Origin of the sequence: Corynebacterium sp. (genome assembly GCF_030538285.1) — a bacterium.
In the GTDB taxonomy this organism is placed as follows: domain Bacteria; phylum Actinomycetota; class Actinomycetes; order Mycobacteriales; family Mycobacteriaceae; genus Corynebacterium.
The window spans coordinates 65519-86300 of the sequence record NZ_JAUNUG010000006.1; the positions used below are offsets into that span (position 1 = coordinate 65519).

General features: G+C 66.6%; 19 protein-coding genes. 14 read left to right on the forward strand and 5 right to left on the reverse strand.

The features are described 5' to 3' along the window. The first annotated feature begins 3 nt into the window (after positions 1-3). Together Q4G50_RS03590 and Q4G50_RS03595 are read left to right on the forward strand one after the other, a co-directional pair. On the forward strand, positions 4-777 hold the full coding sequence (locus tag Q4G50_RS03590) for an ABC transporter ATP-binding protein (RefSeq protein ID WP_303376272.1): 774 nt from the start codon (positions 4-6) through the stop codon (positions 775-777). Positions 778-826: 49 nt separating this feature from the next. After that, complete coding sequence (locus Q4G50_RS03595; protein ID WP_303376273.1) at positions 827-2011, forward strand: cystathionine gamma-synthase; 1185 nt, start codon at positions 827-829, stop codon at positions 2009-2011. Between the two features lie 237 nt (positions 2012-2248). Here the strand turns inward: Q4G50_RS03595 and Q4G50_RS03600 are convergent, their stop codons facing one another. Continuing rightward, positions 2249-3157 (reverse strand): DMT family transporter, encoded by a 909-nt coding sequence (locus Q4G50_RS03600; RefSeq protein ID WP_303376274.1) that lies wholly within the window; start codon positions 3155-3157, stop codon positions 2249-2251. Between the two features lie 47 nt (positions 3158-3204). On the opposite strand from Q4G50_RS03600, the gene Q4G50_RS03605 reads away from it, so the two are divergent. Beyond that, on the forward strand, positions 3205-3918 hold the full coding sequence (locus Q4G50_RS03605) for an SDR family oxidoreductase (protein ID WP_303376275.1): 714 nt from the start codon (positions 3205-3207) through the stop codon (positions 3916-3918). On the opposite strand, the gene Q4G50_RS03610 is transcribed toward Q4G50_RS03605, so the two are convergent. After that, complete coding sequence (locus Q4G50_RS03610) at positions 3905-5782, reverse strand: FAD/NAD(P)-binding domain-containing protein (protein ID WP_303376276.1); 1878 nt, start codon at positions 5780-5782, stop codon at positions 3905-3907. The two genes, Q4G50_RS03605 and Q4G50_RS03610, sit on opposite strands and share 14 nt — an antisense overlap. A 122-nt stretch (positions 5783-5904) precedes the next feature. Here Q4G50_RS03610 and Q4G50_RS03615 point away from each other — a divergent pair, with 122 nt between their 5' ends. The 6 genes from Q4G50_RS03615 (at position 5905) to Q4G50_RS03640 (ending at position 12960) form a co-directional block, all read left to right on the forward strand. Further along, complete coding sequence (locus Q4G50_RS03615) at positions 5905-7539, forward strand: TIGR04028 family ABC transporter substrate-binding protein (RefSeq protein ID WP_303376277.1); 1635 nt, start codon at positions 5905-5907, stop codon at positions 7537-7539. Beyond that, positions 7540-8481 (forward strand): ABC transporter permease, encoded by a 942-nt coding sequence (locus tag Q4G50_RS03620; RefSeq protein ID WP_303376278.1) that lies wholly within the window; start codon positions 7540-7542, stop codon positions 8479-8481. Continuing rightward, positions 8478-9320, forward strand: a complete 843-nt coding sequence (locus Q4G50_RS03625) for an ABC transporter permease (protein ID WP_303376279.1) — start codon at positions 8478-8480, stop codon at positions 9318-9320. Before Q4G50_RS03620 ends, Q4G50_RS03625 begins: the two co-directional genes overlap by 4 nt. Before the next feature lies 1 nt (position 9321). Then, positions 9322-10947: an ABC transporter ATP-binding protein gene (locus tag Q4G50_RS03630; RefSeq protein ID WP_303376280.1), complete on the forward strand. Its 1626-nt coding sequence runs from the start codon at positions 9322-9324 to the stop codon at positions 10945-10947. Positions 10948-10949: 2 nt separating this feature from the next. Then, complete coding sequence (locus Q4G50_RS03635) at positions 10950-12149, forward strand: alkylhydroperoxidase domain protein (RefSeq protein WP_303376281.1); 1200 nt, start codon at positions 10950-10952, stop codon at positions 12147-12149. Positions 12150-12216: 67 nt separating this feature from the next. Continuing rightward, on the forward strand, positions 12217-12960 hold the full coding sequence (locus tag Q4G50_RS03640) for a GntR family transcriptional regulator (RefSeq protein WP_303376282.1): 744 nt from the start codon (positions 12217-12219) through the stop codon (positions 12958-12960). On the opposite strand, the gene Q4G50_RS03645 is transcribed toward Q4G50_RS03640, so the two are convergent. Further along, positions 12947-13606, reverse strand: coding sequence for an HAD family phosphatase (locus Q4G50_RS03645; RefSeq protein ID WP_303376283.1), 660 nt, complete (start codon positions 13604-13606; stop codon positions 12947-12949). The genes Q4G50_RS03640 and Q4G50_RS03645 overlap by 14 nt on opposite strands. A 232-nt stretch (positions 13607-13838) precedes the next feature. On the opposite strand from Q4G50_RS03645, the gene Q4G50_RS03650 reads away from it, so the two are divergent. The 5 genes from Q4G50_RS03650 to Q4G50_RS03670 are packed head-to-tail and all read left to right on the forward strand — an operon-like array spanning position 13839 to position 18683. Then, complete coding sequence (locus Q4G50_RS03650; RefSeq protein WP_303376284.1) at positions 13839-14978, forward strand: ABC transporter substrate-binding protein; 1140 nt, start codon at positions 13839-13841, stop codon at positions 14976-14978. Positions 14979-14980: 2 nt separating this feature from the next. Further along, complete coding sequence (locus Q4G50_RS03655; protein ID WP_303376285.1) at positions 14981-15898, forward strand: ABC transporter permease subunit; 918 nt, start codon at positions 14981-14983, stop codon at positions 15896-15898. Continuing rightward, positions 15883-16716, forward strand: coding sequence for an ABC transporter permease (locus Q4G50_RS03660; protein ID WP_303376286.1), 834 nt, complete (start codon positions 15883-15885; stop codon positions 16714-16716). Before Q4G50_RS03655 ends, Q4G50_RS03660 begins: the two co-directional genes overlap by 16 nt. Positions 16717-16725: 9 nt before the next feature. Beyond that, a complete protein-coding gene (locus Q4G50_RS03665) occupies positions 16726-17829 on the forward strand; it encodes an ABC transporter ATP-binding protein (protein WP_303376287.1) in 1104 nt (367 codons plus the stop codon). Continuing rightward, the gene (locus Q4G50_RS03670) at positions 17826-18683 is read left to right on the forward strand and encodes an alkaline phosphatase family protein (protein WP_303376288.1); all 858 of its coding nucleotides are present in this window, start codon (positions 17826-17828) and stop codon (positions 18681-18683) included. Before Q4G50_RS03665 ends, Q4G50_RS03670 begins: the two co-directional genes overlap by 4 nt. Here the strand turns inward: Q4G50_RS03670 and Q4G50_RS03675 are convergent. Further along, complete coding sequence (locus Q4G50_RS03675) at positions 18668-19336, reverse strand: response regulator transcription factor (RefSeq protein WP_303376289.1); 669 nt, start codon at positions 19334-19336, stop codon at positions 18668-18670. The two genes, Q4G50_RS03670 and Q4G50_RS03675, sit on opposite strands and share 16 nt — an antisense overlap. Beyond that, positions 19333-20703, reverse strand: coding sequence for a sensor histidine kinase (locus Q4G50_RS03680; protein ID WP_303376293.1), 1371 nt, complete (start codon positions 20701-20703; stop codon positions 19333-19335). The genes Q4G50_RS03675 and Q4G50_RS03680 overlap by 4 nt, the downstream gene beginning before the upstream one ends. Between the last annotated feature and the right edge of the window lie 79 nt (positions 20704-20782).

Genomic DNA, 20782 nt, shown 5'->3' on the forward strand with positions numbered 1-20782 from the left:
GGCATGTCCCACGCCCTTTCGCTTATCGACGCCACCGTCCGCCGCGCCTCCACCCACCTCATCGATGGTGTCACGTGGCGGGTGCCCACGGGTTCGCACTGGGCGGTGCTGGGGCCCAACGGCGCGGGTAAGTCGACGGTGCTCAAGCTGGCCGGGGGCTGGTGGTATCCGACGACCGGGACCGTCGACATCCTCGGCGAGCGCCTGGGCCGGGTGGAGCTGGCCCAGCTGCGCCGCCGCATCGGTTTCGTGGATCCGCGCCAGCGTCTCGGCGATTACTCCGTGTCGGAGCTGGTGTTGTCCGGGCTCACCGCCTCCAACGGAGTGCTGCCGCGCTGGTCACCCACCCCGGCGGAGCTGGAGCGCCTGGAAGAACTCCTGGAGCTGACCGGCATGGCGGCCAAAAGGCAGCGCCGCTGGATGCAGCTCTCCCAGGGCGAACGCGCGCGTACGCTCATCGCCCGGGCGCTCATCGCCCAACCGGAACTACTGCTTCTCGACGAACCCACCACCGGCCTCGATCTCCCCGGCCGGGAGACGCTCCTGCGGGTCATCGATAAGCTGCGGGAGCGCAAAGACTTAACGACGGTGATGGTGACGCACCATGTGGAGGAGATCGCGGCGTCGACAAGCGATGTTCTGCTCATGAAAGACAGCCAGGTCTTGGCCGCGGGCCCCATCGGTACGACGCTGAGCGCCGAGAATCTGTCTGCCCTTTATGGGCTGGAGGTGTCTTTGCAGCAGGTCAGCGGACGCTGGTTCGCACTCTGCATATAATTCCCGGGACGTGCGGGGATTATGGACCGCTTAGTCTATAGTGGCCGACATGACTCACGGACTCAACGGTTTCTCGTCTCGATCCATCCACGCCGGATACGAGCCCGACAGCCTGTACGGCCCGATCAACACGCCCATCTACGCGTCGACCACCTTCGCGCAGGACGGCCTCAACGAGCTCCGCGGCGGATTCGAGTACACCCGGTGCGGCAACCCGACGATCACCGCCCTGGAGAAAACCGTCGCCGCTTTAGAGGGCGCCGAGTACGGCCGCGCCTTCTCCTCCGGCATGGCCGCCACCGACATCATCCTGCGCATTCTGCTGCGCCCGGGCGATCACCTCATCCTCGGCCACGATGCTTATGGCGGCACCTGGCGGCTTATCGACGAAGCCTTCGGGCAATGGGGCATCACCTACACCGTCGTCGATACCACCAACGTCGCCGACGTCGAAGCCGCGCTGCGTGAGAACACCAAACTCATCTGGCTGGAAACTCCGACGAACCCGGCGCTGTCGATCACTGACATCGCCGCCATCGCCGCTGTCAAGGGCTCGGCCGCGCTCGTCGTGGACAACACCTTCGCCTCCCCCTACCTGCAGCAGCCGCTGGCGCTCGGCGCCGACCACGTCCTGCATTCGGCCACCAAGTATCTCGGCGGGCACTCCGACGTCGTCGGTGGCATCGTGGTGACTAACTCCGCCGAATTCGACGAGCAGCTCCTGTGGTTCCAGGGTGGTGTCGGGCCGATCCCTTCGCCCTTCGACGCTTACCTCACCGCCCGCGGCATCAAGACCCTCGCCGTGCGCATGGACCGCCACTGCGACAACGCCGAGGCCATCGCAGCCCACCTCGATGCCTCCGACCAGGTCGCGACCGTGCTCTACCCCGGCCTGGCATCTCACCCGGGGCACGAGGTGGCGGCTCGGCAGATGAAGCGCTTCGGCGGCATGATCTCCGTGCGCTTCCACTCCGAGGAAGCCGCCCGCGTGTTCTGTCTCAACACCAAGCTCATCTGTCTGGCGGAATCGCTCGGCGGTGTCGAGTCGCTTCTCGAACACCCCGCCACCATGACCCACCAGTCCGCCGCTGGCTCCCAGCTCGAGGTGCCGCGTGAACTGGTGCGCATTTCCATCGGCATCGAGGACGTCGAGGACCTGATCGCTGATATCGACGTCGCGCTCGAGGCCGTGGCGGCCTCCACGGCCGCGGCTGAGGTGTCCGTGCGGTCGTAATTACGACGATCGCAAATGCGTTAATCCGATTGATCAATCGAAAACTATAAGGCCTGGTGAATCTCCGCATGCGCCGGGCCTTATGGTCGTATTTGCGGGCACCGCTCCGCGCGCCCCGGTCACAAATGACGCCTGCCGGCTTTTCCTGGCAGACGTATTTGTTATAAACGGCAGCGAACTGGGCCTATAAAAATACGTGCACTCGTCATTTGTCACATTTTCCAATGTGCTGTCAGATCACAACCGGATGACCGCCACGCCCGCCAGCATGAGCAGCAGGCCCAGCGCCTGCAGCCAGGTGACCGGCTTGCGGTGCGCCCCGAGCAGCCCGAAGTGATCGATGAGCAGGCTGCCGGCCATGAGCCCGAGCAGGATCGTCATCACGGTCAGCCCGGTGCCGATCAGCGGCGACAAAAAGGCGTTGCCGAAGACGAACATCGCGCCGAGGAACCCGCCGATCCACATCCACCAGGGCCCGGCCGGCGCGCCAGGCGCCAGGCGGTTGCGTAACGCCAGGTTGATCGCCAGCAGTGTGACCACCCCGAACGCGAAGGAGACCAGCGCGGCGCCCACGGCGGAGCCGAACGCCACGCCGAGCTGGCCGTTAATGGCGGTCTGCGCGGCAGAGAACATCCCGAACACCACCCCCGCAGCCCGCCAGCCCCACAGGGACACCCCGGAGGAGTGCCCGCCGAGCAGCCTCTGGCCAGGGCGCACCATGGTGCCCAGCACGCCGGCTATCAGCAGTACAGCGCCGAGAACTCGCAGCGCATCCAGGCGGTGGACGGGTGCGCCGAACAGTCCGACATGGTCGATGAGCAGGCCCATGATCACCTGGCCGGTCACGGGCAGGACGACGGTCTGTACGGAACCCAGGCGGGGGAATAAGAAGATGTTGCCGGTCAGCACGACCACGCCGAGTACGCCTCCGGACCAGATCCAGGCGGGCATGTGGAGGGCGGCGGAAAGGGGTGGGAGGTGGCCGTCGATTGCCATGACGGCGGCGAGCAAAGCGCCCAACCCGACAACGAATGACACCAGTGACGCCTGGAAGGGCGAGCCCAGCGTGAGCCGGAGGCGCGAGTTGGCGGATGTCTGGATCGGCATGACCAATCCGACGAGGACTCCGAAAACTGCAGCCAGCATGCCTACCTCCTTCACGCCCGAGACTAACGCGGGCTAGAGTCCAGGGTATGAGCGAACGGATTGCCATCGTCACGGGTGCCACGGGCGGCATGGGTCGCGAGATCGTCGCTGACCTGGCCCGCACCCACCACGTCTATGCGCTGGGGCGCAATGACACCGCGCTCGCGGAGCTGGGGGCGTTAGCGAATGTCACGCCGATCAACACGGATCTGGTGGCCGATCTGCTGGAGACCACCGGCTCGACCTGCCTGACCCGCCTGACGGAGCTGACCAGGGTAGATGTGCTGGTGCATGCGGCGGCGATCGCCACCAAGTTCAGCGTGGAATCCGCGGCCCCGGCGGATTGGCGCCGCGCGATGGACATCAACGTGCACGTGCCGGCGGAGCTGAGTCGGCGGCTGTTGCCGGCGCTGCGGCAGGCGCGGGGCACGGTGATTTTCATTAACTCGGGCGCGGGGCGCGGTTCCTATGGCGACAATATTGTCTACGCCGCCACGAAGCATGCGCTGTACGCCTTGGCGGATGGCCTGCGCAAGGCGGAATCCACTGAGCAGGTGCGCGTGAGCACCGTCGCGCCGGGCCCGACGGACACGCCGATGCTGGAGGGCTTGTTCGCGCAGGATGGCAAGGAGTACCGGGCCGAGCACTACATCGAGCCGGGGGAGGTGGCCCGGGCGATCCGCCTGGTGGTCGACGCCGGGGAGTCGACGCAGATCACGGATGTGGCGGTACGCCCGCGCATTGAGCTCAGCGAGCGGTAGCGATCCGCAGCGCGGTCAGCGCCGCCCGGTCGGTTTCCTGCAGCATGAGCGGGTTGGTGCCGGGCATGGGGGAGATGGTGGTGTCGGCCATCTGGGCCCACGTTGGGATGCCAATCAGGGACACCCGCTTATCGACGCCCCCCTCACCCACCAGCAACCTCGTCTCCGGGTCGATCTCCGGAGAGCCGCTGGCGATGGGCTGCCCGCCCGAGGTGCTGAATTGATAGGGGCGGGCGCGGCCGGCCTGCAGTAGCGACACGGCCAGTGGATCGGCCGGGCGGCGGATGTCGGGGCTGTGCATCCAGGCGTCGACGAGCACGGGGGAGTGGGCCGGCTGCGTGGTGGTGGGGGAGGTGGCGATGAACTGCCCGTCCTGGGTGCGCACCTGTGGGTGGGCGCCGAGGAAGGTGACCAGGTGGGCGTCGATAAGCGCCAGTAGTTGCCGGGAACGGAACAACGGCGGGCCGGAACCGACCATCTGTCCCAGCGCGGACATGGTGGCGAAAAGGTTGCGGCGCGATTCGTAGGTGTAGCGGTCCTGCGCGCCGAGCACGGCCGTCGGCTTGCGGGAAGCGTTGATCGACCACAGCGCGGCCTTCACCGGGCTTTCCGTGCCGAGCGCGGCCTCCGCGATGTCACCGGCCATGCGCTGGGCGATGTGCTCGGTCACTTCGGCGCGCGAGCCGTGTACTCCGGCCAGCGGTTCGATGAGCGCACGCAGGGAGAACGGTTCCCGCGTGTGCTTATCGACGAGCCCCTCGTCCCCCTCCAGGTCGCCCGTGAGTAGGGCGGCGAAGTCATCGGCTGGCAGGTCCACGGCTTCCGGGCGGACGCGGGCCAGGGTGCGGTAGTAGGCCTCGAAGGCGTCGGCGATGACGGCGGGGAAAACCTGCGTGTCATAGTCGATGCGCTCGGCCTCGGCGAGATCACGCAGTACCTGATGTAGGCGTGGGCCCTTGACGCGCGGGGGAAGGCCGCCGTAATCGGACTTCGGCAGGTAGGGGTAGCCGCGGTGGGAGGTGAGCACCAGGTGCGGCTCGCGGCCGGAAGGCTCGTAGCGCAGGCCCGAGCGGGTCGTCGGATCCGCGTGGAACTGCCCGCCGCGGTCGAAGGTCAGCAGCGCCATGATGTCGAAGAAGCCCATGCCCAGGCCCCGGACCAGGACCTCGCCCTGCTCCGGGATCAACGCCACCTGCTGCTCTACGGGGTTGTCCGGGCGGATCCACGTCAGGCCGGAGGCGGCCAGCTCCGACTCTTCGTGGGTGGGTCCGGGTAGCTGCCATCCCAGAGCAAGGACGGTGGCGTCGGCGAGCAGGGTGCTGCCGTCATCGAGAGTGATGGCGTCCTGCTCGCCGACCTCGCGCAGTTCGATCGCGCGGGAATGATGCCGCACCACCGTGACGGAATCGGGCAGGCGGGCCAGGGCCACGTCAAAGACCCACTCCAGGTAGGCGCCGTACAGGGCGCGGGAGGGGTTGGACTCCGGGCGGGTCACCGCGATCTCCTCCGCGAATAAGGCGGCCACCTCCGGGCGCGGCGGGTGCTCGTGCAGCAGCCGGGCGCGGTCCGGGTCGATCTCCTCGCCGCGCAGATGCTGAATCCATTCATGGAGAATCGGGCCCTCCACGACCGGGCCGGTGACGCTTGCGCCGGGCTCGGTGAACAAGGTGACGGCCGCCGAGAGGGTGTTCATGCACAGGGTGCGGGTCTGGGCGGGATCCCACACGCGCCCGGCCCCGTGAGCTGCGTCGTCGATGAGGTGGAGGGTGAGTGTGGTGCCGGGTTCCAGGGCGGCGGCGAGGCGCTCGACGACAGAGATGCCGCGGGGGCCGAGGCCGACAACGGCGATGGAGGGGGTGGGCAAGGGAAGTCTCCTCGGAGATGTACTTAGACAGTACGGTCTAGTGATTTGGTACTGGACAGTCTACTGTGTGCTACGTTGCTCAACAATAGTCATACTTCCACCTTAAACAGGAGCACTACCCCGTGATTTCCCGTCGCCTCCTCGCCGCCCTAGCACTGGTCACCGGCCTGAGCTTGGTCGGTGCCTGCGTCAGCGGCACCAGCGCCCGCGCCCCGCAGGACAACCGGCTCACCTACCTGGAGCCCATCTTCTTTGCCACCCTCTACCCACCGGGCGCCGGTTTCTACCCCAACGGTGCCGTGGTGACCAACATCGCGGACCGCCTGCTCTACCAGGACCCGGAGACCCTGGAGCTGTCCCCGTGGATCGCCACCAGCCTCCCGGAGGTCAACGCCGATGCCACCGAGTACACCTTCGACATCCGTACTGACGTCACCTACTCCGACGGCACCCCGCTCACGGCCGAGAACGTGGTCCGTAACTTCGATCTCTACGGCCTCGGCGACTCCGAGCGCATGCTCACCTCTTCGGAGCAGATCACTAACTACGAACGCGGCGAGGTCATCGACGACGACACCGTTCGCTTCCACTTCTCCGCACCCGCCCCCGGCTTCGCGCAGGCCACCAGCTCCTTCAACGCCGGCCTGCTGGCCGACGCCACCCTCGACCTCGCCAACGATGGCTTCGCCCCGGGTAATGCCACCGGCGTCATCGGCTCCGGCCCCTTTGTCATCACCGGAGAGGAGCTGGGCACCCGCCTAAACCTCGACGCGCGTGAGGACTATGACTGGGCCCCGCCCGCACACCCCCACCAGGGCCGCGCCGAGATCGACGGCATCGACTACGTGCTGGCCTCCGAGGACTCCGTCCGGGTCGGCGGACTCGTCGCCGGGCAGGCGGATGTTGCGCGGCAGATTGAGGCGCCCGTCGAGAAGCATCTCCAGGACCAGGGCATCAACGTCATCTGGCACGGCACCAACGGCGTGAACAACTCGCTGAGCTTCCGCTTCATGCACCCGCACCTGCAGGACATCCGTATGCGGCAGGCGCTTATCGCCGGCATCGACCGCGGGGAGATCATGCACACGCTGTTCTCCGACTCCTATGTCCTGGCCACCTCCGCCCTCGCGCACACCGCGCTGGGCTACCAGGAGCAGGAAGGCGCGTACGACCACGATCCCGAGCGCGCCGAGCAGCTTCTCGACGACCTGGGCTGGACCCCGGGACCGGACGGCATCCGCACCCGCGACGGCGAACGCCTCGCCTTCACCATCAACGAGGCCGTTCCCCAGCCGCGCTCCCGGGAGATCATCACCAAAATCCAGGAGCAGCTGCGCCGCATCGGCGTGGAGATCCACCTCAACCCCGGTGACAACGCCACCCAGAACGCGGACTCCAAGGACTACGAGAACATCCAGATCCGCCACACCATGGTCGGCCGCGCCGATTACGACGTGATCAAGTCGATGTGGCACTCCACCAACCGCAACGAGCTGCTCAACGGCTCCGACGACACCGTCCACGACCAGCGCCTCGACGACATGCTCCACGACATCGCCTCCCTCGCCGCGGAAGAGGATCGCGCCGCGAAGACCCGCGAGGTACAGGACTACCTCACGGAGCAGGCCTACATCCTGCCGCTCTTCGAGGAGCCCGTCGTCTACGGCGTCCAGCCCCACGTCCACGGCTTCCAGCCCGAGTCCATCGGACGCCCGTCCTTCTACGGCGTCTCCCTCGACACCCAGGAGGCGAACTAAGTGACCCGCAACCAGATCCTACGCCGCATCGGACAGGCCGTCCTCGTCCTGTTCATCACCTACACCCTGGCGTTCATCCTGCTCACCGCCCTGCCCTCCGACGGTGTCATGGCCCGTTACGCCAGCCCCGACCTGGCGCTGTCGAACGAGGAGATCGCCCGCATCCGCGAGGCCTACGGGGCTGATGACCCGCTGCTGATCCAATACCTCGGGGCCCTGGGCGGGTTCCTCACCGGCAACTACGGGTACTCCGTGCAGACCGGCACCCCGGTGTCCACCCTCATCGTCGAAGCCCTGCCCGGCACCATCGCCCTCTCGGTGTCCGCGTTTATCCTCGCCGTGATCCTGGCGTTGGGTATCGCGGTGCTGGCCACCACCCGCACCTTCGGCTTCATCGGCGACGCCGTCCGTTCCCTACCGGCGCTCATGGTCTCGTTGCCGACGTTCTGGTTGGGCATCGTCATCATCCAGATCGTCTCCTTCCAGCTGGGGTGGGTGCCCATCATCGGGGCCTCCACCGTCCAGGCGCTCATTCTGCCGACCCTGACCCTGGCAGTCCCGATCTCCGCGCCGCTGGCCCAGGTGCTCATCCGTTCCATCGATGAGGTCCAGCGCCAGCCCTTCATCCAGGCGGTCCGCGCCCGCGGCGCCGGTGAAGCGTGGATCTTCTGGCACAACGTCCTGCGCAACGCCATGCTGCCCGCGCTGACCATGGCGGGCCTGCTCTTCGGTGAGCTCGTCGGCGGGGCCGTGGTCACCGAGGCCGTCTTCGGCCGCGCCGGCATCGGTCAGATGACCGTCCAGGCCGTGGCCAACCGTGATACCCCGGTGCTGCTGGCCGTCGTCGTCATCGCCGCCACCCTCTACGTCCTCATCAATCTCCTCGTGGACCTGCTCTACCCGGTCCTCGACCCCCGCCTGCGCAGGAAGGCCCGAGCATGACCACCCTCACCACCCTCATCCGTCCCCGCGCTGTGAGCACCCGGCGGAACCGCCGCATCACCGTCGGTACTGCCTTCGCCGCCCTCATCCTCTTCGTGGCCATCGCCTGGGCGCTCGTACCGGGCTGGTTTACGACCCACGATCCCAACTCCGGGACCTTCGCACCCCTGCTGTCGCCGAACGCGGAGAACTGGTTCGGCACCGATTCCGTGGGCCGCGACCTCTACACCCGCGTGGTGTGGGGCGCCCGGGAATCCCTGGCGGGTGCGCTCATCGCGGTGCTCGTCGGACTCGTCGTCGGCACGCTGATCGGGCTGCTGGCGGGCACCCAGCGCGGGTGGATCGACTCGGCCCTCATGCGCCTGGTCGACGTGTTGTTATCGATCCCGGCCCTGCTGCTCAGCCTCTCGGTGATCATCCTGCTGGGCTTCGGCACGATGAATGCCGCCCTCGCTGTCGGTGTCACCTCGGTGGCGACATTCGCCCGCCTGGCCCGCTCCCAGGTGCTGTCCGTCGCGGCAGCCGACTTTGTCGAGGCCGCCTACGGCTCCGGTGGCACCCGCACCCAGGTGCTCTTCCGCCACATCCTGCCCAACTCGCTCACCCCGGTGCTGGCGCTGGCGGCGCTGCAGTTCGGCTCCGCCATCCTGCAGCTGTCCACCCTGGGCTTCCTCGGTTACGGCGCCCCGCCGCCGACCCCGGAATGGGGCCTGATCATCGCCGACGCGCGCGACTACATGGCCACCTCCTGGTGGCTGACGGTGCTGCCCGGTGTGGTCATCGTCGCGGTGGTCTGTGCCGCCAACTATCTCAGCCACGCGATCCGGAAGGAGTCCTGATATGACCACCACACCACCCCTCCTCGAAGTTGAGGACTTGGTCGTCTCCTACGACACCAGCCACGGGCCTGTCCCGGCCGTCAACGGTGTGAGCCTTAAGGTCCACCCCGGCCAGATCACCGCGATTGTCGGTGAGTCCGGTTCCGGCAAGTCGACGACGGCGCAGGCCGCTATCGGTCTGCTCGCACCGAATGCGCGTATCGACGCCGGGTCCATCCACCTGTCCGGCACGTCCGTCGCCGAGCTCAGCGAACGCCAGTGGCGCTCGCTCCGGGGCACGCGCGTCGGCCTCATCCCCCAGGACCCCAACAACTCCCTCAACCCGGTACGCACCATCGGTGAATCGGTGGGGGAGGGGCTGGCCATCCACGGCCGTGGCACCGCCGCCACCCGGCGCGCCCGCGTCATTGAGCTACTGGATCAGGTCGGTATCGACCAGCCCGCTAAGCGCCACGACCAGTATCCGCACGAGCTGTCCGGCGGCATGAAGCAGCGCGCCCTCATCGCCGCCGCCCTGGCGCTTGAGCCGGAGCTCATCATCGCCGATGAGCCCACCAGTGCTCTCGACGTCACGGTGCAGAAGGTCATCCTCGACCTCCTCGACGAGATGCGCCGTGAACTCAACCTGGGCATCCTGTTCATCACCCACGACCTGGCGGTGGCCGGTGACCGGGCCGACCACATCGTCGTCATGGAACGCGGGGAGGTCCGGGAATCGGGCTATGCCGCCTCCGTGCTCACCGACCCGCAGCACGCCTACACCCGCCAGCTGCTGGCCGATGCCCCCTCCCTGGCCACCGCGACCGCCGCCGGGGATCGTCGGCACGTCGTCGCGCCGGAGGCCCCGGTGCTCCTCGAGGTCGAGTCACTCACCCAGCGCTACGGAGACTTCACCGCCGTCGATGACGTCTCCTTCACCGTCGCCCGCGGCTCCACCCACGCCATCGTCGGTGAATCCGGTTCCGGCAAGACCACCCTCGGGCGCTCGATCGCGGCCTTCAACCGGCCCACCGACGGGTCCATCCGTATCGACGGCCGCGAGATCACCACCGCCGACCACCGCCAGCGCCGCGCCCTGCGACGGGACGTCCAGCTCGTCTACCAGAACCCCTATTCCTCGCTCAATCCACGCCAGACCATCGGTGCGATTATCGCGGAGCCGCTGCGTAATATGACCGGGGCCTCGCAACGGGAGGCCACGGAGCAGGTCGAGCGTCATCTCGACCTCGTGGCGCTCGACCGGGCCACGGCACAGCGCCGCCCGGCTGAGCTGTCCGGCGGCCAGCGCCAGCGCGTCGCCATTGCCAGGGCGCTTATCCTCGAACCGGAGCTCGTCGTTCTCGATGAGGCGGTGTCGGCGCTCGATGTCACCGTCCAGGCGCAGATCCTCCGGCTCCTCGACCAGCTGCAGGCCGAGCTCGGACTGACGTATGTGTTCATCTCCCACGATTTGGCTGTCGTGCGGCAGATCTCCGACACCGTCTCCGTCATGAGCCGCGGGCGACAGGTCGAGTACGGGGCCACCGCCGACGTCTTCGACCACCCCACCTCCGATTTCACCCGTCAGCTCATCGACGCCATCCCCGGGGGCAACTACCGGGATGGCGCACTCAACCTGGGACTTTAGACATGACCAACGTGATCAACCTCCTGGCCGCCCTCGGCCCCGACCATCCGCTCACCCACCTGCGCGAACAGCGCCCCGACGCCCTGCTCAACGCCGAGCGCAGTTTCGAGGCCCTGCTCGAACCCGTCAACCCCGGTTCCTTCACGTACGGCGAGCGCTATGCCGTGGCCACCTACGTCGCCGGCGTCCACGGTGCGGTCAACGCCCGCACCTTCTACGGCGAGTTGCTTCTCGACGACGCCCCCGCCACCCTCCGCGACCACATCGACGCGGCCATCAGTCACGGTTCCTCCCGCGGCCCCTATTCCGATGGCGGCTTTGTGCTTCACGACGCCGCCGCCCTCGGTGTGCGCCTGGCCGCTGCCTTCGACATCGCGCACCTCATGGTCTTTCATCCGCGCGACGCCTCCCCGGCGGCCATGGCCCACCTGCGCCGGGCCGGCTGGTCGGAGGATGACATCGTCAGTCTCACCCAGCTGGTCGCCTTCCTCAGCTTCCAGCTGCGGGTGGTCCACGGACTGCAGGTTCTCGCCGGGCGGGACGTGGTGGTGGAGGAGCGCACGCGGCTCACCGGGGTCACCCCGGCGTGGCCGCCGGTCACCGGGCCGGCAGCGACCCCGCCCGAGCATTTCGTACGCCATCCACTGGGGTGGGTGCCGTGGGTGGAGCCGGTCGCGCAGGACGAGCTCACTCCGGAACAGATCGACTCCCTCATCCGTCCTGAGCGGGCCGCCATGCCGTATTTCCGGCTCCTGGCCCGGGACCCCGCTGCGCTGCGTGCCCGCACACTCACCGACCTGGATATCTTCTACAACACCGAGGGCGGTCTCAGTCGGGCGGACCGGGAGTTCGCCGCGACCGTCACCTCCCGCTACAACGGGTGCGAATACTGTGTTTCCGTCCACGCAGCCCGGGCTGTGGAGGAGGGCGGGGACGAAGGCGACGTCGATAAGCTCCTTGCCGAGGGAGTCGACGCCGACCTGGCGGCGGAACGTTCCCGCGTGCTGCGTGACGCCTCGCTGGCGCTGACGGCCACCCCCGTCCGGTATGGGGCGGGGGACGTCGAGAAGCTGCGGGGCGTGGGGCTCGATGAGGCGTCGTTGCTCGATCACCTCTATGCCAGTGCGTTCTTCAACTGGGCAAACCGGCTCATGCTGGTGCTGGGGGAAGCTGACGTACCCGCCCGCTACCGTCACAGGTAGTACGTATGAAGTCCCCGTTAAGCGCCCCATATGCGACATTATCTATAGGTATGTCTATTCTAGAGGTGTGAACTCCTCGTCCCGTCGCCTCCCGGCATACCAGTCCATCGCCGATGAGCTGCGCAGTCGCATCGAGCGACGCGAGCTCACAGGCGGCGACAAACTGCCCACCGAGCGCGAGCTCGTCCAGGAGTTCGGGGTCGCGCGCATGACGGTCCGTCACGCCCTGGACATCCTCCAGCTCGAGGGCCTCATCGAGCGCCGTCGCGGCCGCACCGGCGGCACCTTTGTCCGTTCCGTCCCACCGGTGGTCGAGCTCACCCGCATGGAAGGTCTCATGCCGCAGCTGCGCGAACACGGCCTGGAAGTCAGTTCCGAGATCCTCGAATCCAACCTCTGCCGCGCCGGGCAGGTCGTCGCGGAGGCCCTCGGCATCGGGGTCAACGACCCGGTCTTTCAGATTGTCCGGGTCCGGTCGGTCAACGCTGTCCCGCTCATCGTGGAAAGCTCCTACTTCCCGTCGTTTCGGGTTCCCGGCATGCTGGATGCCGATCTTTCACGTTCCATGTACGAGCTTCTCGACGCCGAGTGGGACCTACGCCCCGTCCGTAAATCCGAGACCATCATCCCCGGGGTGGCCTCCAGCTGGGAGCAGGAAATTCTTGGTATCACCCGCAACCTCCCGCTGCTGCGTATCTCGCGCACGGCGAGTACTGCCGACGGGCAGCCCATCGAATACTCCGAGGATGTGCTGCGTTCCGATATCGCGCACATTCGGGTGGTGACAGACACGCAGGTCAGCGGGCGCTGAGCGCGTCGGCCGCCGCTTCCATGGTGGGATAGGTGAGCTCGCAGTCGGCGGCGGGGCCGATCCCGATCACGCTCATGCCGGCGGCGCGGGCCGCGCGGGCCCCGGCGGGGGAGTCCTCGAAGGCGAGGATGTCCTTCGGGTCGATGCCGAGGATTTCGGCGCCCCGCAGAAAACCCTCCGGTGAAGGTTTGCCCTCGCTGACGTCCTCGACGGTGACCAGCGCCTCGATGTGCTCGCTGAGTCCCCGCTCAGACAGCACCGGTTCGATGAGGCGGCGCAGCGTGCCGGTGACAATGCCCACCCGCCAGCCGTGGTCGTGCAGCCAGTGGACGAAGTTGACGGTGGTGGGGGAGACGCGGGGCTGGCGGGCGCAGATGCGGACGTACTGCTGGCAGACGGCGTCGAGAAGCGGGGCCGCCAGTGCAGGATCGGCGCCGCGGTTGGCGATGAGTGCGGCGGCGATATCCGGTTCGCTCATTCCCAGGAGACTGGCGTACTCGTCGGGGGTCAGCGGGTCGAGCCCGAGGTCTGCCAGGGCCTGGCCGTAGGCGAGTTCGAGTTCGGTCTCGTCGTCGGAGAGGGTGCCGTTGAAGTCAAAAAGGATGCCGCGTACGCCGTCGAGGAGGTGGCCGGAAGTGGGTGTCATGGGAAGCCTTCTTCGGGTTAAACGTGTGTAGGCCATCACTATAAGCCCTGGTAGGAAAGGTACGGGACTTGAAGGTAAAGGTCTATGTAATTTGTCTCCTTATGTTCATTTTCGGGTGACCTGCAGGCCATTTAGCTCTGGCAATCTACGTGACATACCGGCAAAAAGTCGGTGAATCCTTCCCCTCTTCCCCGGCGCCCCCCGGGGCGCTCGTTGTGAAAGGCCCACCACCATGTCCGACCTCATCCTCTCCCGCCGTACCCTCCTCCGCGCCCTTGGTATCGGCGCCAGCCTGGCCGCCGCCGGCCCCCTCCTCGCCGCCTGCGGTGACGGTGGAACCTCCACCGAGGCCGCCCAGATCGGCGCGGACCTCGACGAGATCATCTCCCTCGCCCAGGAAGAGGGCACCGTCCGCCTCATCGCTTACCCGGAGACCTGGGCCAACTACAAGGGCCACTTCGAGGAGTTCACCAAGAAGTACGGCGTCGAGATTATCGTCGACTCCCCGGACGCCTCCTCCGCCGAGGAGCTGCAGGCCGTGCAGAACCTCAAGGGCCAGCCCTCCCAGCCGGATGTCCTCGACATCGGCTACTCCTTCACCCAGCCGGCCATTGATCAGGGCCTCATCGAGCAGTACAAGCCCTCCAACTACGACTCCATTCCGGACAACCTCAAGGACGCCGACGGCTACTGGGTCGGCGCCTACTTCGGCGTGCTGTCCGTGGGCGTCGACAAGCGTCGCGCCGATGTCCCGACCAGCTTCGAAGATCTCAAGGACCCGAAGTACAGGGGTATGGTCGCCCTGCCGGGTGACCCGCGTTCCGGTGCCTCCTCGGTGGCGACGGTTTTCGCCGCTGCGCTGGCCAACGGTGGTTCCCTCGACGACATCACCCCGGGTATCGAGTACTTCGCCGAGCTCGCCGAGCTGGGTAACCTGGTGACCATCTCCGATGAGTCCTCCGCGCTGACCACCGGCCAGGCCGCCGTGGTCTTCGACTGGAACTACAACTGGCTCGGCCGTGAGGAGCAGCTGGTCACCGACGGCGTCGACTTCGAATACACCGTCCTCGAGGACGGCGTGTTTGGTAACTACTACGCCCAGCCGGTCACCATCTCCTCCCCGCAGCCCAACGCCGCCCGCCTGTGGGTGGACTGGCTCACCTCTGACGAGGGCTCCGAGCAGTACGCCCTCGGTGGTGCCGTCCCGGCGCGCTTCAACGAGCTGGCTGATGCCGGCAAGCTTTCCGACGAGGCCCTGGCCAACCTCCCGGATCCGGCCATCGTGGAGCAGGTCGAGCTGCCCACCACCGCGCAGGGTGATGCCGCCAACAAGATCATCGCCGCCGAGTGGGCACAGAAGGTGCGCATCTAACCATGACCGCCTCCGTTCCTGTCCTCGTGGACAAGCAGGAGCCGGAGAAGAAGAAGTCGACGCGCTTTAATTGGCGGACCCTTTCCTCCGGGTCCGTCCTCGGTGCGCTGCCCTTCTTCGCCTTCGTCGCCGCCTTCCTGCTCATCCCGATCATCGCCAACGTGGTGCGCGCCTTCCAGGACCCGCAGGGCAACCTCAGCTTTGCCACCATGGCCGAGGCTGCTGGTCCTATCTACCGTCCGGCCTTCCTGCTCACCGCGCAACTGTCGTTGATCACCTCCCTCATCGGTGGTGTCTTCGGCCTCATTCTGGCGTGGGCCCTTGTCTCCGCCGAACGCCCTCGGTGGCTCAAGTCCCTGGTTAGCAGCTTCTCCGCCCTGGCTTCCCAGTCCGGTGGCGTGCAGCTGGCATTCGCGTTCGTGGCATTGTTGGGCACGCAGGGTGTGCTCACCGGCATGATCGAGTGGCTTGTTCCGGGTGCTCTGTCCAATTTCCGCATCACCGGTTTCCTCGGCGTGACCATCGTCTACCTCTACTTCCAGATCCCCCTCATGGCGATCCTCATGCTGCCCGCCATGGGTGGACTGAAGAAGGCCTGGTACGATGCGGCCTCCTCCCTGGGGGCGACGAAGTCGCAGTACCTGCGGGACGTGGCCATTCCGGTGCTGTGGCCCTCCATCATCGGCTCCCTGCTGCTCCTGTTCGCCAACGCTTTCGCCGCCTACGCCACCGCCTATGCCCTTTCTGGTGGTTCCCTCAATCTCGTGCCCATCGTCATCGGCTTCCTGATCAGCGGCAACGTCCTGCTCAACCCGGGCCTGGCCGCCGCGCTGGTCACCTGGATGATGATCATCATCCTCGCCGCCATGGGCATCCGTTTCTACCTGACCCGAAAGAGTGACCAGTGGCTCAGCAACTAGTCCTGGATAAGCCGCAGTCGACCGCGGCGTCGATAAGCACACCCCGCAACCGCTGGGGAGCGAACAACACCACCATCGCGATCTTCATCGTCGCACTTGTGTTCTTCTTCGCCCCGTGGGTCGCAGCTGCGATGTTCGGTTTCTCCCGGCCCGGTGTCGGTTTCACGCTGGAACCGCTGCTGGAGTCCCTGCAGAATCCGCGCGCCTGGCCCGCGATCCGTGACACGCTCATGCTCACCGTCGCCTCCACCATCCTCATGCTGGTGCTCCTCGTGCCCACCATCATCTTCCTCAACATGAAGGCCCCGCAGCTGGCGAAGGTCGCCGAGGTGCTCTCCGTGCTGCCCATGGTGGTGCCGGCGGTGGCGCTGGTCTCGGGTGTCTCGCAGTTCTACCGGGTGGTGGCGCCGTCGTTCATCAACTCGCTGTGGTCGCTGGTGCCGCTGTACGTCATCCTGGCGATGCCGCTGTGTTACCGCGCCATCGACGCCGGCGTGAAATCCCTCGACCTGCGCACCATGTTCGCCGCCAGCTCCTCCCTCGGCGCCTCCACGTGGACCACCCTCACCCAGGTGGTGCTCCCGAACATGCGCGTGGCCATGCTCTCTGCCTCGCTGCTGTCGATCGCGATGTCGCTGGCCGAGTACGCCATGGCCTCCCTGCTGCTGCACTACACCTTCCCGGTGTTCCTGGTGCAGGTGTCCAACAACAACCCGCGCGGTATTGCCGCTTTGAGTTTCATCACCATCATCATCACCTGGCTGCTGCTGGTCGCCATCTCAGCGCTGTCCCGGACGGACAAGGTCCGCAAGTCTTAAGGAACCATCATGACTAATCCGCATGTCGAGCTGCGCAACATCGTCAAGCAGTACGGCGATAAGACCGTGCTCAACAACCTCAACCTGCACATCGGCGAGGCCGAGATGGTCGCCCTGCTGGGTCCTTCCGGCTGCGGCAAGTCCACCTCGCTGCGCATTCTCGCCGGCCTGGAGAACGCCGACGCCGGCGAGGTCCTCATCGCCGGCAATGACGTCTCCCGCAAGCCCACCCGCGAGCGCAACATGGGCATCGTCTTCCAGGCGTACTCCCTGTTCCCGCACCTCACGGCCCGCGAGAACGTCGCCTACGGCCTGAAGATCCGCAAGGTCAAGGCCGCGGAGCGCACCCGCCGCGCCGAGGAACTCCTGGAGCTCGTCGGCCTGAACGAGCACATGGACAAGTACCCCAACCAGATGTCCGGCGGCCAGCAGCAGCGCGTCGCCCTGGCCCGTTCCCTGGCCATCGAGCCGGACGTCCTGCTGCTCGACGAGCCCCTCTCCGCCCTCGACGCCAAGGTCCGTGGCCAGCTGCGCGACGAGATCCGCCGCATCCAGCTGTCCCAGGGCATCGCCACCCTGCTGGTCACCCACGACCAGGAGGAGGCCATCATCATGGCCGACCGCGTCGGCGTCATGCGCGAGGGGCAGATCGAGCAGATCGGCACCCCCGCCGAGCTGTACAGCCACCCGCAGACCCCGTTCATCTCCAGCTTCGTGGGCATCGTCAACCGCATTCCGGGCATCATCGCCGATGGCTATGTCCAGGTGTTGGGCGCCCAGATGGAGGTGGTCAACAGCGACATCAAGCTGGCCGCCGGGAAGGCCGCCACCGCGCTCATCCGCCCGGAGGACATTGATATCCGCCACGATGACTCCGCCCGCTTCAAGGTGATGGACAAGCAGTTGCGCGGCATCTTCACGGCCGTCATGGTCCAGGATGAGGTTCTCGAGCAGCCGCTGCGCATCGATCTGCCCACCCGCGCGGCCGAGCAGTTCCAGGTCGGCATGGGTGTGCAGATGCTGGTGCAGCGCCCGGACACGGTCGTCGATTATGCCAGCGAATCGGAGGCCGCGGCCGCGGCAGTGCTGTCCCAGGTGGGCACCTACCGATGAACTCGATCGAGCGGGCCGAGCATCGCGTCTACCCGGGCGAGCGTTCCGCGGCCCGCCACATCCTGCTCATCGGTATCGACGGTGCCCGCTGGGAGCTCATACCCCGGGAAGGCCGGATCCGTGAGTTGGCGGCGGCAGGGTCCTGGCACCGCATGACCATGGAGGTTCCGACGATCTCCGGCCCCGGGTGGTCGTCCATCCTCACCGGTACCACCCACGCCGAGCACGGGGTGCGCGACAACTCGCTCATCGGGGCGCGCCTGTGGCAGCACCCGGACCTGCTGAGCAAGGCCTTTTACCGCGACCAGTCGACGCGTACTTTCGCGGCCGCCGGCTGGCCGGTGCTGGTGGATCCGCAGGGCTTGGGCCCGGTCATCCATCCGCGCGTTGAGCAGCAGTACGCGGGCCTGCACAATGTCATCGTCCGTGACGGCGAAACCCACGGCTACGAGCGTATCGACGCCGAGATCACCGCCATCACCCTCGCCAAACTGCGGGCCGCAGCCTTCGACGTCGGCTTCATGTACTTCTGCGACGCCGATGACGCCGGTCACGTCTATGGGTTGGTGGCGGGCACCGGCTACAGCGATGCACTACTGCGTATCGACGCCCACGTCTCCCGCATCATCGACACCGTCACCGAGCGGGCCGCGGCAGGGGAGGACTGGCTGGTGGTGCTCACCACCGATCACGGACACCTCGACGAAGGCGGCCACGGTGGCGCCGATCCCCGCGAGCGCGAGTCCTGGGTTCTGGCCTGGTCCCCGTCCGGTGTGCTCCCGGAGTGGCCTGCGGAGATCGCCCCGCACGAGCTGTGCGGCATGCTTCTCGACGCCCGCTACACCAACCGGTAACCCGAACCCCGGATCGTCTCGATCCGCTCCGCCCCGATCTTCTTCCGCAGGGTCCGCACATAGACGTCGACGACGTTGGATCCGGGATCAAAATCCATGCCCCACACCTGGCTGAGCAGCTGGGCGCGGGAGAGGATCTGGGCGGGGTGACGCATGAAGGTCTCCAGCAGGCCGACCTCGCGGCGGGAGAGATCTTTCTGCTTGCCGTCCACGTCGACACGCTGGGTGCGCAGGTCGAGGGAAAGGTCCCCGCGGACCAGCAGGAAGGAGGCCTCGGAGCTTTCCTGCGGCGCCCGGTCGCTCAAGCGCAGGCGCACCCGGGCCAGAAGCTCGGCGAACTGGAAGGGTTTCGGCATATAGTCATCGGCCCCGCCCTCCAGGGAGCGCAGCCGGTCGGCGAGCTTCGTGCGAGCGGTGAGCACGATGATCGGCAGGCTCACCCGTAGGGCGCGCAACTGCTCGAGCACATCGGCCCCGTCCATGTGTGGCAGCCCCAGATCGAGGATCATCAGGTCGAAATCGCCACTGCGCGCCATCTCGAAGGCGAGGGCGCCGGAGTCGACGACATCACAGGCATAACCCGCGGCCTTCAACCCACGATCAATGAAATCAGCGATGCCGCGATCATCCTCGGCGATGAGAATCCGGCTCATTGTTCCTTCTCCTTGTGTGCTGGCAGTTCCAGGCCGAACACGGACCCGACACCTACCTGTGACTCCACGAAGGCCCGGCCTCCGTGTGCTTCTCCGATGGCCTGCACGATCGCCAGGCCCAACCCGGCGCCGCCGGCCCGTTGCTCACCGCGGTGGAAACGGCTAAACAACGTCGCCTGCTGTTCCTCCGGGACGCCGCGACCTTCATCGCGCACCCAGATCCGCCACTGCTTATCGACGAAACCCGAGCCCAACTCCACCGGCCCCTCGCTATAACGCAGAGCATTGCCGACCAGCTCAAGGATCGCCTCGGTGACCCGATGCTCATCGGCCATGACCTGGCCTTCCTCCAGAGCCACGAGCGTGACCCGTTCATCGAGGGTGCGGGCCTTGTCCTCAATGTCGATGGTGAGTTCGGCGACGTCGATAAGCTCCCGTCGCACGAACTCACCGGAATCGGCGACCGCGAGTGTGAGCAGGTCATTGACCATCCGCGCCATCCGGTCGAGCTCGGCCGTGGCCAGCGCGATGGACCGCGGCCGCTCCTCCGGCGGCGACGTCTCCAGCAACTCCAACTGGCCACGCACCACCGTGATCGGGGTGCGCAACTCATGCCCCGCATCGTCGACGAACTGACGCTGCTTGTCATAAGCCTCCTCAATGCGATCCAGCATCGCATTGAACGTCGTGGCCAACTCCGCGATCTCATCATGACCGACGACCGGGACCCGACGCTGAAGATCCGTGTCCTCAATCTCGCCCGCCACCGACTGGAGCCTGCGCAACGGCGCGATAATCTGCCCGGCGATCAGCCAACCGATCACCATGCTCGCAGCCACACCACCCAGGCCCAACAGCGACAGGGTGCGGATCTGCTCGGTGACCTGGGCTCGATCACCGTCCGTGAAATACGCGACCGCAAACAACGCCACCTCACCCGTGCCGAAATCCACCGCCACCCGACCCCAGTGCGTGGTGCCACGCTCCGGATCATTCGCGATGCCAGCCGGCGCCGGACTATCCAGGATCTCACCCACCAACGGCGCCGCCGGATCCAAAGGAGCCGGAAACGCCCCGCTCAGGCTGGACGTATCCATCTGCAGAAGACGCCCGTCAATGAGCCCCAGATGCAACTCCCGGGGGTCCGGGATCTGCCGCGACAGATACTCCTCCACCAGGCGCGCCGGGTTATCGAAGGGCTCCGCCGTCTCCGGGTCGGTGCTATCGGCCGCGAAATGCCGGAACTCCTCGATCTCCTGCTCCACAGCCAGGTTCGCCGCGTCAGCGACCTGCCCCAACATCACGGCCCGGGTGATGACAATGACACTCGTCAACGCCACCACCACCACAGCCGTGATCCAGAACATGATGCGCCACCGCAGCGAACGGGGAGTGTTCACTTAATCGTCATCCCAGTCATCATCGTCGTCGTCATCCCAGTCATCA

What these genes read in the sequence shown, in the direction of transcription:
- Q4G50_RS03645 (WP_303376283.1), bottom strand. Translation starts at nt 13,606, where the DNA reads ATGACACCCACTTCCGGCCACCTCCTCGACGGCGTACGCGGCATCCTT.
- Q4G50_RS03605 (WP_303376275.1), top strand. Translation starts at nt 3,205, where the DNA reads ATGAGCGAACGGATTGCCATCGTCACGGGTGCCACGGGCGGCATGGGT.
- Q4G50_RS03630 (WP_303376280.1), top strand. Translation starts at nt 9,322, where the DNA reads ATGACCACCACACCACCCCTCCTCGAAGTTGAGGACTTGGTCGTCTCC.
- Q4G50_RS03590 (WP_303376272.1), top strand. Translation starts at nt 4, where the DNA reads ATGTCCCACGCCCTTTCGCTTATCGACGCCACCGTCCGCCGCGCCTCC.
- Q4G50_RS03680 (WP_303376293.1), bottom strand. Translation starts at nt 20,703, where the DNA reads ATGTTCTGGATCACGGCTGTGGTGGTGGTGGCGTTGACGAGTGTCATT.
- Q4G50_RS03600 (WP_303376274.1), bottom strand. Translation starts at nt 3,157, where the DNA reads ATGCTGGCTGCAGTTTTCGGAGTCCTCGTCGGATTGGTCATGCCGATC.
- Q4G50_RS03625 (WP_303376279.1), top strand. Translation starts at nt 8,478, where the DNA reads ATGACCACCCTCACCACCCTCATCCGTCCCCGCGCTGTGAGCACCCGG.
- Q4G50_RS03665 (WP_303376287.1), top strand. Translation starts at nt 16,726, where the DNA reads ATGACTAATCCGCATGTCGAGCTGCGCAACATCGTCAAGCAGTACGGC.
- Q4G50_RS03675 (WP_303376289.1), bottom strand. Translation starts at nt 19,336, where the DNA reads ATGAGCCGGATTCTCATCGCCGAGGATGATCGCGGCATCGCTGATTTC.
- Q4G50_RS03650 (WP_303376284.1), top strand. Translation starts at nt 13,839, where the DNA reads ATGTCCGACCTCATCCTCTCCCGCCGTACCCTCCTCCGCGCCCTTGGT.
- Q4G50_RS03670 (WP_303376288.1), top strand. Translation starts at nt 17,826, where the DNA reads ATGAACTCGATCGAGCGGGCCGAGCATCGCGTCTACCCGGGCGAGCGT.
- Q4G50_RS03635 (WP_303376281.1), top strand. Translation starts at nt 10,950, where the DNA reads ATGACCAACGTGATCAACCTCCTGGCCGCCCTCGGCCCCGACCATCCG.
- Q4G50_RS03595 (WP_303376273.1), top strand. Translation starts at nt 827, where the DNA reads ATGACTCACGGACTCAACGGTTTCTCGTCTCGATCCATCCACGCCGGA.
- Q4G50_RS03655 (WP_303376285.1), top strand. Translation starts at nt 14,981, where the DNA reads ATGACCGCCTCCGTTCCTGTCCTCGTGGACAAGCAGGAGCCGGAGAAG.